A 12,150-nucleotide genomic window follows, 5' to 3' on the forward strand; every position below is an offset into this window, starting at 1 on the left:
CTTTGTTAGATGAACGAAAAGCTATGGCCTTAAAGCCAATCCGAAACCCGATCATCATTTCTCACTTTCAGTCGGTTAGTATTAATCAATACAATTACTTGGCACTGAAAGCGGTTTTTATGCATAACAAAATTGTGTTACACAAGGTACAATATCTCAATTATATTTTTCACCAGTGACAAATGATACAATTCAATGAATTTATAACGTAATTTACTCAATAATTAATGGTTATATAGTGTAGGCGATTTTCTCTTAGGCTTAAACTAAATATAGTATTGGTATAATTATCTAATTGAATGATTATCATATCAGTTTACTCTTAATCGGAGACAACCATGGATGCTTTAACCCTTTTGTTGAACCGCCGTTCAGCTTCTAGACTCAAAACGCCAGCCCCACAAGGTGAACAGCTTGATAATATACTTGCAGCAGGGATGAGAGCACCTGATCACGGCGCATTGAAACCATGGCATTTTGTGATCATGAAAGATGATGGCATTAAACGCTTCAGTGAACTGCTTGAGAAAGCGGCAATTGAAGGGCAGTTAGGCGAGGATGTTGAAGAAAAAGCTCGCAATGCACCTTTTAGAGCGCCATTAATTATTACTGTGATTGCAAAGCTAAAACAACATCCTAAAATTCCTGAGTGGGAACAATTAGTTGCAGCAAGTTGCACAGTACAAGCTATGCAAATGGCTGCAGTTGCACAGGGTTTTGGTGGAATTTGGCGTTCTGGTTCATGGACTGAAGATGCGGTCGTTCGTGCAGGTTTAGGTTGTGGCGAAAACGACCGAATTGTTGGTTTTCTTTATTTGGGGACACCTGAACTTAAAGCACCTGCAAAAGTACAAGCCCCTGATATGACAGGATTTGTAACTTATTTTTAAAGAGAACAATAATGACTGAGAAAATTAGACTAACACAATATAGCCATGGTGCAGGTTGCGGCTGCAAAATCGCACCAAAGGTTTTAGAACAAATTTTACATACAGAACAAGCTAAATTTCACGACCCCCATTTGTTAGTTGGTAATGAAACTAAAGATGACGCTGCTGTTTATGATTTAGGCAATGGCATTGGCATCATTAGTACCACTGACTTTTTTATGCCAATTGTTGATTCCCCGTTTGAATTTGGCCGTATTGCGGCGACTAATGCGATAAGTGATATTTTCGCTATGGGTGGTAAACCGATTATGGCGATTGCAATCTTAGGTTGGCCAATCGCTAAATTACCACCGGAAGTTGCACGTGAAGTTATCGAGGGGGGACGTGCCGCTTGTGCGGATGCTGGGATATCCCTGGCTGGAGGGCATTCAATTGATGCACCTGAACCTATCTTTGGTCTAGCAGTTACTGGCGTCGTTAATACCGAGTACGTGAAGAAAAATAGCGCAGCAATAGCAGGCTGTGAGCTATTTTTAACGAAACCTTTGGGGATTGGCGTATTAACTACTGCGGAGAAAAAAGGGGTTCTTGCTGAGGAGCACAAACATTTGGCAGCTGAAACTATGTGCCAGATGAATAAGCTGGGTGCTGAGATTGCTCCTCTTGATGGAGTAACCGCGATGACTGATGTGACGGGTTTTGGCTTGTTGGGGCATTTAAGTGAAATCTGTGAAGGTTCTGGTGTCCGCGCTGAGATTGCTTTTAACAAAGTACCTAAATTAACGGATGTTGAGAAATATATCGAGGCAGGTTGTGTTCCTGGTGGGACATCACGGAATTTTGATAGTTATGGGCATCTTATTGGCCCAATGAGTGATATGCAACGTAACTTACTGTGTGATCCTCAAACATCTGGCGGTTTACTTATTGCCGTCAAACCTTCAGAAGTCTCTAAAATTAAAGAGATTGCACAGCAACAAGGTGTTTTGTTACAGTCTATCGGGAAATTATTACCCCATCAGGACAATGTTCCTTTAGTTGAAGTGATAGATTAATTCATGCGTTTGTTTATTGCGGAAAAACCGAGCCTTGCAAGGGCTATTGCTGATGTACTGCCGAAACCACATAAGCGTGGTGATGGTTTTATTCAATGTGGTGATGGTCAAACTGTTACTTGGTGCATAGGGCACCTTTTGGAGCAGGCAGAACCCGATGCCTATGAACCTAGGTATGCGCGTTGGAATTTGCAAGATTTGCCGATTATCCCCGATAAGTGGCAATTAAAGCCGCGCTCCGCGGTAACCAAACAATTAAAAACGATTGAAGCGCTGCTTAAACAAGCAACTGTCGTTGTCCATGCAGGAGACCCCGATAGAGAAGGACAGTTGCTGGTTGATGAGGTACTCGACTTTTTAAAGCTTGATTCAGAAAAACGCAAAAGCGTAAAACGTTGCTTGATTAATGACCTTAATCCACAGGCTGTTGAGCGGGCCATTGACCGCTTAAGAGAAAATCGTGAGTTTATCCCTCTGTGTGTGTCAGCATTGGCACGAGCACGAGCTGATTGGCTCTACGGCATCAATATGACTCGAGCGTATACCTTATTGGGGCAACGGGGGGGCTATCAAGGTGTTCTCTCTGTTGGTCGGGTGCAAACACCAGTTTTAGGGCTGGTGGTCAGGCGCGATGAAGAAATAGAAAACTTTGTTCCGAAAGACTACTTTGAAGTTAAAGCACACATTGTGACTCCGCAAGATGAGCGTTTTGTTGCTGTATGGCAACCTAGTGAGTCGTGTGTCGATTTTCAGGATGAAGAAGGGCGCTTATTTCATCGGCCTTTAGCGGAGCATGTCGTTTCGCGTATTGAAGGTAAGCCGGCGATAGTCACACAGTACCAAGATAAACGTGAAACTGAGATTGCTCCTTTACCTTTCTCTTTGTCAGCTCTGCAAATTGAAGCAGCCAAAAAATATGCACTCAGTGCACAGGAAGTCTTGGATATTTGCCAACGTTTATATGAAACGCATAAATTAATTACCTACCCGCGTTCAGATAGTCGTTATCTACCTGATGAACATTTCGCTGGTCGCCATAGTGTATTAAATGCAATAGCAGTGCATCAGCCGTTACTCACTGAATTTGAACTCCCAGAGTTAGATAAAAAAAACCGTTGTTGGGATGATAAAAAAGTCGATGCTCACCATGCGATTATTCCTACAGCAAAAGCCACTGCGGTAAAACTTACAGAGAATGAAAGTAATATTTATCAACTGATTGCGCGGCAGTATATTATTCAATTTATGGCTGATGCAGTTTATCGTAAATGTACAATTGATTTAGAAATTGAAAAGGGTAAGTTTATCGCTAAAGCGCGTTTTTTAGCTGAAGCAGGCTGGCGAGTTGTCTTAGGAAATAAAGAGCGGGACGCTGAAAATGATGGTATGCCTTTACCCATCGTGAGTAAAAATGACGAACTTCTGTGTGAAAAAGGGGAGGTTGTCGAAAGGCAAACACAACCACCAAGGCCTTTTACTGATGCTACTTTATTGTCTGCTATGACAGGAATTGCTCGTTTTGTACAAGATAAAGCATTAAAAAAAGTATTGCGAGAAACTGATGGCCTTGGTACTGAAGCGACGCGTGCTGGAATTATTGACCTATTATTTAAACGGCAATTTTTATATAAAAAAGGGCGTTATATTCATTCATCGCCTGCTGGGAGAGCATTAATTCATGTGTTGCCAGATATGGCGACTTTACCGGATATGACCGCACATTGGGAGTCTGTTCTGACTCAAATCAGTGAAAAACAATCACGTTATGATGATTTCATGCAGCCACTAAGCCAAACGCTGGTGCAATTAATTCATCATGCTCGCCAATTTACGAATTTGCGTACATTTAGAGAGTTACCTCCACCGCCTTCAAAAAGCGGGAAGAAAGCAACGAAAACAAGCAAGAAAACTAAAAAGAAAGTCGAGTAACTAATACAGTAAAAGGTGCTATATAGCACCTTTTACTTGCCGTGTACGGTGTTAAAGAATTATTTGGTTAAGTTAAACTCAGACCATACAGGGGCGTGATCTGACGGTTTTTCCATTCCACGAATGTCATAATCAATCCCTGTTGCAATACAACGCTCAGCTAACTTGTTAGAGGCGAGTAATAAGTCTATCCGCAAGCCACGGTTATCATCGAAACCTTTTGAGCGGTAATCAAACCAGGAGTAGCAGTCATTGACATCCGGGTTCTTCGCGCGGTAAGTATCGACTAACCCCCAGCCCAGTAGGTTATCTAGCCATTCACGTTCTTCTGGTAAAAATGAACACTTACCTGTTTTTAACCAGCGCTTGCGATTAACATCTCCAATACCAATATCTAAATCGGTTGGACTGATGTTCATATCCCCCATAATTAATAATTGGGAGTCAGCTGTTTGTGTCGACGTTACATAGTGCTGTAAGTCTTGATAGAATTTTTCTTTGGCTGGGAATTTCGTTGGGTGGTCACGGCTCTCCCCTTGAGGGAAATAACCGTTAATTACCGTTAATGGCCCTCGCTCTGTGTGAATATCAGCCATAATAATACGGCGTTGGGCATCTTCATCATCAGTTGGAAAACCTTTTCGTACATCGATAGGTTCATTTTTAGTGAGTAGCGCAACACCGTAATGTGCTTTTTGACCGTGATAAAAAACATGATAGCCCAGTTGGCTCACTTCCTCATAAGGGAACATATCATCATGGACCTTGGTTTCTTGTAAACCAATGACTTCTGGTTGATGTTTTTCTATAATAGCGGCAAGTTGGTGAGGGCGAGCTCGTAGGCCATTAATGTTGAATGATATGAATTTCATGGTTTTTTTATCACCTATGCTTTAATGATTATTGCCTCAGATTCTAACAGATGATGACCACACTGTATAACCCTACATAGCGTACTTTAATTCAAAAATAAATTATGTAGACTACTGTAATAATAGCAGTAGGTAATACATTTGACTGATACTGTATATTATATAAATTAATATCAACAATTTTAATTATCTATTATTGTTAATTGGGTGAATTATGACTAATTTATTTTTTATTGAAAATTAAGGTATGTTAAATAATATCTTAATTAAGTATATTTAATTTCATTTAAAGTCAGTTGGTTATTTGTATTTTAATGTGATTTAATAGTCTAGCCATAAAAAATAATTAAGCTAAACAGTATAATATATTGCTTTGCTATGTTGGAAATTATAAAAATACCTTTATGAAATATTGTTACTCATTCAATAAAAAAATTAAGATTGTCTTTTTATTTGGTGAGTTGAATTATGGGCTAATCAACATTTTTTTACTTATATAATTACTCTTGTTGATTAACATTTTAATAATAGAATGGGGTCATAGATATGTTCTTTTCAAGAAAATTAGAGGCGTTTATGGCGGTTGTGGAAAATGGCTCGTTAAGCAAGGCTGCTAGGGTGATGAACCGTACGACACCTCCCATAGCGAAGTCAATCAAGGATTTCGAAACCAGTTTAGGTAAACGGCTTTTTAAGAGAGAAAAATTTGGAATGACATTAACTAAGGATGGCCAGGAACTTTATAATGATCTTAGGGATCTTTATTTACAGGAGAAAGAAATTACTAAAAAACATTTTTCAGGCTACATTGTTAATGAGGCTAATATTTATTATGACTGGGGAAAAGAAGGGCACTTAATCAATTTATATCAAGCAGCTCACCTCAATAATGTACAAGTTAATATATTGAGGTTTAATTATGATGAAGTGGATGAGATTGTTGATTATGATGGTAATACACTTATTCTTAGTTCTGAGGAAGTTGTTAGTGAGCGTTTCTCATTACAAAAAAAAATAGAGAACTCACCATTGGGTATATATTGTCGTAAAGAACTATATGAAAAATACCATTATAACCTTATTGAGCTATTACAAAAAAACACTTGGTTATGTGACCCTGCATTTTATAAAAGTTCGCTAATGAGTGGGTTATTAAAAAAAATTGAGACCACCGATAACAAGATTAGCGTAAGACAAATGGACAATATCGGTTGTTGTCAAAGTTTTATTCAAGATGGTGACTTTATTGGCATTACTGACCATTATCCTGAAGAAGAGTTAATTGATAAGTCATTGATATACGTATCAATAAATAATTTTCTAGGGCAAAGTGAATGTTATGTCTATAAGTCAAAATCACATTCTAGTGTGTTAAATCGCTTTATGGGCGTTGTTGATAAACTGGGAGGTGAGTATAACTGAATGGTGGTGGGAGAAGGATTCGAACCTTCGAAGTCTGTGACGGCAGATTTACAGTCTGCTCCCTTTGGCCGCTTGGGTATCCCACCTAATTTTGTATTGCTGTAATCGTTCACAGCGGGCGGCATCATATCAAATGACGCGCCGCTGTAAAGCATTAATTTACAATAAAATACTCGTTTGCTGTTTTTTTGTTCTTAACGCTTGTAATATCAACAATTTATTGTTGTTTAAGCCAGTTTTTGACTTATAAAATAATCGTTCGGTTACCATATACAAATACACGCTGAGCTAATACCCAATATAATGCATGGCTAAGTACATTTTTTTCAACATCTCGGCCAGCACGCATCATGTCATCAGCAGTGAATGTATGGTCTATATTAATCACGTTTTGTGTAATGATTGGTCCCTCATCAAGGTTATCATTTACAAAATGCGCTGTTGCCCCAATAATTTTTACCCCGCGCTCATAGGCTTGGTGGTAAGGTCTAGCACCAATAAACGCAGGTAAGAATGAGTGGTGAATATTGATAATTTGGTTTGGATAATGCTGAACAAATTCTGGTGTTAAAACACGCATATATTTGGCCAGAACCACATAATCAGGCTGATACTGGTCAATTTGAGCTGTCATTTTTTCATCATGTTGTTCACGGGTTAAACCTTCGTGACTAATATGGTGGAATGGAATGCCAAATTGCTCGACCAAGTTCTTCAAGGTGTCATGGTTACCTATAACAGCGGCAATCTCAACATCTAAGCCATCATAAGCACTCTTCATGAGTAAATCACCAAGGCAATGAGCTTCTTTGGTGACCATGATAACAATGCGACGACGCCCAGCTGCGTTTAATTCGCGTTTAGAACCCACAGGCAATGCATCGTCAAGGTCTGCTAATAGAGTTTCATCGTTAAAAATCCCTTCCAGTTCGGTCCTCATAAAGAAACGGCCTGTGCGGTGATCGACAAACTCATTATTCTGTACAATGTTGAGCTGGTGTTTATAGCAAATATTGGTGATTTTCGCGATAAGTCCTTTCGCGTCAGGGCAAATTGTCCTGAGAATTTTCTTTTGTACATTTTTGTGTTGCATGAAACTGTCTAATCCTTAACTAGCAAAGCTTATATAATAAAGCTAATGACAAACTGAGTGTTAAATTTGCGTTGATACAAGTAAATAAACGAGCGATAGCTAACTTGGATTACAGCACTTTTTATATTTTTTGCTAGAACCACAAGGGCATAAGTCATTACGACCCACTTTTGGTGTTATGCCATCTATATAATACCAACGCGAATTTATCCGAATAAAACGGGAACGTTCATGAATAAGTTGTTTATGATCAGCTTTTTCATCAATAAAGCAAGCCGAAAATTCGACATAGCCTTCATCAGGATTTTTAGCATAAGAAGAACTAATAACACAAAGTCCTAGCCATTGTGTCTGTATAAAACTATTGATTAGCTCTTCACGATATTCCTCGGCATGGCAATCGGGGTGCCATGTCTCAATAAGGTAATCAACATTGTGATGTACATAGGCGCTGTAACGTGAGCGCATGAGTTGCTCAGGTGTCTGAGGAATTGACAAGCCTCGCAAAAAAGGTGAGCAACAATGTTCAAATTGTGCTTCATTACCGCAGCAACATCTATCTTTTGCTTGTGATGGCATAACACTCTCGATAAAAATAAGTATAAGATTGAAAAATCACTATACTTAAATTGTGGGTGAAAAATAATTTTATAGTATGAATAATAGTATTGTTAATTAAACCAGGTCATTGCAGTAGGTATCTTATGAAAAATAGAAAAATACTGATAGTAGAAGACGAAATCACCTTCTGTACAATCTTAAAAAACTACCTTGAGACATTAGGGATAGAGATCTATACCGCAAAAAATGGTCAATTAGCAATAGAAATGATCACAATAAGCCATATAGAACCTGATATCATTCTTTGTGATTTAAATATGCCAGTTATGGATGGCGAAGCATTTATGCGGGAGTTAGTTGCTAGAAATATTAACATTCCGGTGATAGTCATTACAGCAACCACTGATTTTACGCAATTAGACAGAATGTTCCGTTTAGGGGCGACAGATGCGTTATTAAAACCGATAAAAAATTTAGATGAAGTTAAAGTTACCATCCTTTCAGCGTTGTATCCTGAGCAAGACGACTTATCCGAACAAATCGGCGATAATATTTCTGCATTGATGGAAAACAATCCGCAAGACATGCTTACCGTCTTGAAGCAATTGCAGCCGCCAGTACACCAAATAATTAATGGTTATAGAATTAATTATCGCCAACTTAATGAAGCTAATCGGTTTGGTCTGTTGTTAGACTTAGCGGCTATTTCAGATAGCCAAATTGGTTTTTACTGTATAGATACGGAGCGGTCTCATCAAGAAGGCGTCATGGCTGCTTTTTTAATCCGGGTTGTATTTAATGATTTATTGAAAAGCGCCGTTAGCTATCCAGATAAAAAACTACCAAATATTGATAGGATTATTAATCAGATAAATCATTTATTGGAAGATTCCGGTTTTAATGGGCAATTTCCTTTACTGTTGGGGTATTTTAACACGCAAAATAATTCGATCATTATGGCTAGTGCTGGGTTAGAAGCCGATATAACGACAGAAAACTCTCATTTTAAATTGGCAAGAAACCTGCCACTTGGGACACTCAAGTTTTATCAATCGAATCATTTGGAGATAAAAGGGGCTGTCTGGCAGTGTTTAATACGCAATAATAGCCAAAAAATAAAACTAATGTTTAATCCTGAAAATTAATTTACTCTTAAAAAGTGTTGATAACGCGTTTTAAATAGCCGCATTCGGACTCGTCACTATTTATTTGGGATAATTTCCTGATATACTTCCGCGCACTTGAAATGCATCGCTAACATATTTGAACTATGGGGCTAAGATGCGTAGATATTATCTGGAGTTATGACAAATGACACAACGCAAGGTGCGTAAAGCTGTAATACCTGTTGCGGGCTTAGGGACGCGGATGCTACCGGCAACAAAAGCTATTCCAAAAGAGATGCTACCGATTGTTGATAAGCCGCTCATTCAATATGTAGTCAATGAGTGTATTGCTGCTGGGATCAATGAGATAGTTTTGGTTACCCATTCATCAAAAAACTCAATTGAGAACCACTTTGATACTAGCTTCGAGTTAGAGGCCATATTGGAAGCGCGTGTTAAGCGCCAGTTATTGGATGAGGTGCAATCTATTTGCCCAAGTCATGTTACTATCATGCAAACACGTCAAGGGATTGCGAAAGGGTTAGGGCATGCTATTTTATGTGCAAAACCATTAGTGGGTGAAGAGCCATTTGCTGTCATTTTACCTGATGTGATTTTAGACCGTTATAGCACGGATTTAACAAAATTTAATCTACGTGAAATGCTAGAACAGTACGAATCTACGGGGGCGAGCCAGATTCTGGTTGAACCTGTGCCCGAGCAAGAAGTTTCCAATTACGGTATTGTTGATTGCAATGGCGCAGTTCTGCAACCGGGGGACAGCAAAAAAATTATTCGCATGGTAGAAAAACCAAGTCGTGAAGAAGCCCCCTCCAATTTGTCTATTGTTGGTCGTTACGTTTTATCTGAAAAAATATGGGACGCATTAGCAAAAACAGTCCCAGGTGCTGGTGATGAAATACAGCTAACTGATGCAATCGCATTAATGATGGAAAATAATGAACCTGTAGAGGCTTACCACTTATGTGGTAAAAGTCATGACTGTGGAAATAAACTAGGTTACATGAAAGCATTTGTTGAATATGGAATGCAACATGACACTTTAGGAGATGACTTTACCCAGTGGTTGACAGAATTGTCGGCTTCATTGAACGCGCCGAAATAGAAAACTTATTTCAGTAAATTAATTCAAGGCTAACTAGACAAGTTAGCCTTTTTTATAGATAGAGATGAACTATTAACTATAAAGACTAAGTATTAAGGAGTAGAAGCGGCTTTTCGACTCGTTGTTAATTTTACCTCCATGCAGTGCGATAAAAATAGCACTCAGTCACATTAAACAATTGCTTTTGAATTTAATAATGTCTAATTAAAATTACAAATCTTTACCTTGGCGTTTTTATTTAATTGTAAATATTTGATGATTAGTGCAATACCTATTAGAGGCTATAAATTAAGCAAGAATTGCAGGGGGAGCTAGTGGTTATAATGGTTAAGAGACTTTGTAGCTAGAGACTAATATAAAATAATATATAAAGGTACAAACAAAAACACCCTTTTAAAAAGGGTGTTTGGAATAAAAGATTAGGCGATTAGATCAAGAAATCATCTAATGATTTGCCTTGTTCTTCAATGGCAACTTTGATTACAGCTGGAGTACGGCCTTGGCCTGTCCACGTTTTAGTTTCACCATTTTCATCAACATATTTATATTTAGCTGGACGAGCTGCACGTTTAGCACGAGTGCTTGTGCCTTTACCTGAATCCATTGTTTGCAGAAGGTCATTTAAATCTACGCCTTGCTCAAGAATCATTTCACGAACTTTTTCCAGTTTACGGTTACGTTCTTCTAATTCTGCACGAGCTTGGTTTTCTTCATCACGACGTTCTTCAACAACGACGGTTAATTTTTCCAGCATTTCTTCTAACGATTCTAAAGTTACTTCGCGAGCTTGAGCACGAAGAGTACGGATGTTATTTAACGCTTTTAATGATTCGCTCATTTTCCTGGTCTCAAATTATTTGTTGGCATGTGTACAGTAATAATAGAATGCTATTTTAAATTCTGCAATAGCTAAATTACTTCTCTAGTTTAAAAGTTATCTTTTACGAATGCAATTTTTTTACAAAAGAAAAATAAAACTTTCGTAGATATATATACCGCTATTATCAATAACTGAACTAATGAAAAAAATAGCAATAAGAAAAAAACTTTGTGATTTAATATTTCGCAGTGCTTGTCGAAAGTCGCATTCTACTTTTACTCAGAATGAATTGAAGGGGGATACTAACTTAAATTTTCTTTTTTTGATGATGAATTTTAGCTTAACATGCTTTAGCTGATACGGTTTATAGTTAATATCAAATTGGTTTTTATTGTATATAAGGTAAGCTTTATTAGCGATAAGAAGCAAAATAATTGTAAAAAGGGTTAAATTTTCAATAAGTAAAGTGAGATAGTGTCATTTTGTTAATCTAACGATATGTTTTATGGTAAAATTATTGCGTATATTAATTGTGAGGAAACAGCCAGATGGCTCAGCTTTATTTTTATTATTCAGCAATGAATGCAGGCAAATCAACGTCGTTATTGCAATCATCGTATAACTATAATGAAAGAGGGATGCGTACTGTTATTTTCACAGCAGAGATAGATAATCGCTTTGCTCAGGGGAAAGTATCCTCGCGTATTGGTTTATCTGCTGAAGCGTTGGTTTATTCAACAACGACGGATATGGCAGAGGTTATTAAGCGCGAAAATCAGTTACAGAAAGTGCATTGTGTCCTTATTGATGAATGTCAGTTTTTAACAAAAAAACAAGTTGAAGAATTATGTGACATCGTTGATAACGAGGATATCCCTGTTTTGTGCTATGGACTTCGCACTGATTTTGCTGGGCAACTATTTGCAGGCAGTCAATATTTACTCGCATGGGCAGATAAATTGGTTGAGCTAAAAACCGTATGCTACTGTGGGCGTAAGGCTAATAAGGTATTACGTATAGGAAGTGATGGTATTGCTGTATATGAGGGTGCTCAGGTCGATATAGGCGGTAATGAAAAGTATATATCTGTTTGTCGTAAACACTATTCAGAAGCAATAAAACAAGCGCAAATGATGAATGAAGGGATAATTCCTAAAAAACCAATTCATTTTAGGTAGTTTTATATAGTTACGTGTATGGAAATAAAATAATTATTATAATCTCGTTATGCGAGTAGAAGGTGATATAAAACTAGCTATTAGGAAAAATCATATAT

11 protein-coding genes and 1 tRNA gene are annotated in these 12,150 nt (G+C 37.9%); 7 read left to right on the forward strand and 5 right to left on the reverse strand.

All coding sequences use genetic code 11. The features are described from left to right. The first annotated feature begins 338 nt into the window (after positions 1 to 338). The 3 genes from ACPEH5_RS13915 to ACPEH5_RS13925 are packed head-to-tail and all read left to right on the forward strand — an operon-like array spanning position 339 to position 3,874. Positions 339 to 890 carry an NAD(P)H nitroreductase gene (locus ACPEH5_RS13915; protein WP_042843627.1) on the forward strand — a complete coding sequence of 184 codons (552 nt, stop codon included), beginning with the start codon at positions 339 to 341 and terminating at the stop codon, positions 888 to 890. An 11-nt stretch (positions 891 to 901) separates the two neighbouring features. After that, positions 902 to 1,945, forward strand: coding sequence for a selenide, water dikinase SelD (gene selD, locus ACPEH5_RS13920; RefSeq protein WP_206227462.1), 1,044 nt, complete (start codon positions 902 to 904; stop codon positions 1,943 to 1,945). 3 nt (positions 1,946 to 1,948) lie between these two features. After that, positions 1,949 to 3,874: a DNA topoisomerase III gene (locus ACPEH5_RS13925; RefSeq protein WP_042843630.1), complete on the forward strand. Its 1,926-nt coding sequence runs from the start codon at positions 1,949 to 1,951 to the stop codon at positions 3,872 to 3,874. A 59-nt stretch (positions 3,875 to 3,933) separates the two neighbouring features. On the opposite strand, the gene xthA is transcribed toward ACPEH5_RS13925, so the two are convergent. After that, complete coding sequence (gene xthA / locus ACPEH5_RS13930) at positions 3,934 to 4,746, reverse strand: exodeoxyribonuclease III (protein ID WP_042843631.1); 813 nt, start codon at positions 4,744 to 4,746, stop codon at positions 3,934 to 3,936. 546 nt (positions 4,747 to 5,292) lie between these two features. Between xthA and ACPEH5_RS13935 the strand changes: the two genes are divergently transcribed. Beyond that, on the forward strand, positions 5,293 to 6,168 hold the full coding sequence (locus ACPEH5_RS13935; protein ID WP_042843632.1) for a LysR family transcriptional regulator: 876 nt from the start codon (positions 5,293 to 5,295) through the stop codon (positions 6,166 to 6,168). 1 nt (position 6,169) lies between these two features. Here ACPEH5_RS13935 and ACPEH5_RS13940 read toward each other — a convergent pair. The 3 genes from ACPEH5_RS13940 to ACPEH5_RS13950 all read right to left on the reverse strand — a co-directional run bounded on the left by ACPEH5_RS13940 (position 6,170) and on the right by ACPEH5_RS13950 (position 7,840). Beyond that, positions 6,170 to 6,254: transfer RNA gene (locus tag ACPEH5_RS13940), tRNA-Tyr, on the reverse strand. Positions 6,255 to 6,412: 158 nt separating this feature from the next. Then, entirely contained in the window at positions 6,413 to 7,261 is an 849-nt protein-coding gene (gene purU / locus ACPEH5_RS13945; RefSeq protein WP_042843633.1) for a formyltetrahydrofolate deformylase, read from the reverse strand. 99 nt (positions 7,262 to 7,360) lie between these two features. Continuing rightward, positions 7,361 to 7,840 carry a YchJ family protein gene (locus ACPEH5_RS13950; protein WP_129465960.1) on the reverse strand — a complete coding sequence of 160 codons (480 nt, stop codon included), beginning with the start codon at positions 7,838 to 7,840 and terminating at the stop codon, positions 7,361 to 7,363. A 125-nt stretch (positions 7,841 to 7,965) separates the two neighbouring features. Between ACPEH5_RS13950 and rssB the strand changes: the two genes are divergently transcribed. After that, the gene (rssB, locus tag ACPEH5_RS13955) at positions 7,966 to 8,967 is read left to right on the forward strand and encodes a two-component system response regulator RssB (protein WP_042843635.1); all 1,002 of its coding nucleotides are present in this window, start codon (positions 7,966 to 7,968) and stop codon (positions 8,965 to 8,967) included. Between the two features lie 166 nt (positions 8,968 to 9,133). Further along, the gene (galU, locus tag ACPEH5_RS13960; protein WP_042843637.1) at positions 9,134 to 10,054 is read left to right on the forward strand and encodes a UTP--glucose-1-phosphate uridylyltransferase GalU; all 921 of its coding nucleotides are present in this window, start codon (positions 9,134 to 9,136) and stop codon (positions 10,052 to 10,054) included. A 427-nt stretch (positions 10,055 to 10,481) separates the two neighbouring features. Here galU and hns read toward each other — a convergent pair whose 3' ends face one another. After that, a complete protein-coding gene (hns, locus tag ACPEH5_RS13965; RefSeq protein WP_042843638.1) occupies positions 10,482 to 10,892 on the reverse strand; it encodes a histone-like nucleoid-structuring protein H-NS in 411 nt (136 codons plus the stop codon). Between the two features lie 530 nt (positions 10,893 to 11,422). Between hns and ACPEH5_RS13970 the strand changes: the two genes are divergently transcribed. Then, a complete protein-coding gene (locus tag ACPEH5_RS13970) occupies positions 11,423 to 12,052 on the forward strand; it encodes a thymidine kinase (protein WP_048607277.1) in 630 nt (209 codons plus the stop codon). The last annotated feature ends 98 nt before the right edge of the window (positions 12,053 to 12,150 follow it).

Origin of the sequence: Providencia sp. NPDC089933 (genome assembly GCF_049545585.1) — a bacterium.
GTDB classification, from domain to species: domain Bacteria; phylum Pseudomonadota; class Gammaproteobacteria; order Enterobacterales; family Enterobacteriaceae; genus Providencia; species Providencia huashanensis.

What these genes read in the sequence shown, in the direction of transcription:
- ACPEH5_RS13915 (WP_042843627.1), top strand. Translation starts at nt 339, where the DNA reads ATGGATGCTTTAACCCTTTTGTTGAACCGCCGTTCAGCTTCTAGACTC.
- selD (WP_206227462.1), top strand. Translation starts at nt 902, where the DNA reads ATGACTGAGAAAATTAGACTAACACAATATAGCCATGGTGCAGGTTGC.
- ACPEH5_RS13925 (WP_042843630.1), top strand. Translation starts at nt 1,949, where the DNA reads ATGCGTTTGTTTATTGCGGAAAAACCGAGCCTTGCAAGGGCTATTGCT.
- xthA (WP_042843631.1), bottom strand. Translation starts at nt 4,746, where the DNA reads ATGAAATTCATATCATTCAACATTAATGGCCTACGAGCTCGCCCTCAC.
- ACPEH5_RS13935 (WP_042843632.1), top strand. Translation starts at nt 5,293, where the DNA reads ATGTTCTTTTCAAGAAAATTAGAGGCGTTTATGGCGGTTGTGGAAAAT.
- purU (WP_042843633.1), bottom strand. Translation starts at nt 7,261, where the DNA reads ATGCAACACAAAAATGTACAAAAGAAAATTCTCAGGACAATTTGCCCT.
- ACPEH5_RS13950 (WP_129465960.1), bottom strand. Translation starts at nt 7,840, where the DNA reads ATGCCATCACAAGCAAAAGATAGATGTTGCTGCGGTAATGAAGCACAA.
- rssB (WP_042843635.1), top strand. Translation starts at nt 7,966, where the DNA reads ATGAAAAATAGAAAAATACTGATAGTAGAAGACGAAATCACCTTCTGT.
- galU (WP_042843637.1), top strand. Translation starts at nt 9,134, where the DNA reads ATGACACAACGCAAGGTGCGTAAAGCTGTAATACCTGTTGCGGGCTTA.
- hns (WP_042843638.1), bottom strand. Translation starts at nt 10,892, where the DNA reads ATGAGCGAATCATTAAAAGCGTTAAATAACATCCGTACTCTTCGTGCT.
- ACPEH5_RS13970 (WP_048607277.1), top strand. Translation starts at nt 11,423, where the DNA reads ATGGCTCAGCTTTATTTTTATTATTCAGCAATGAATGCAGGCAAATCA.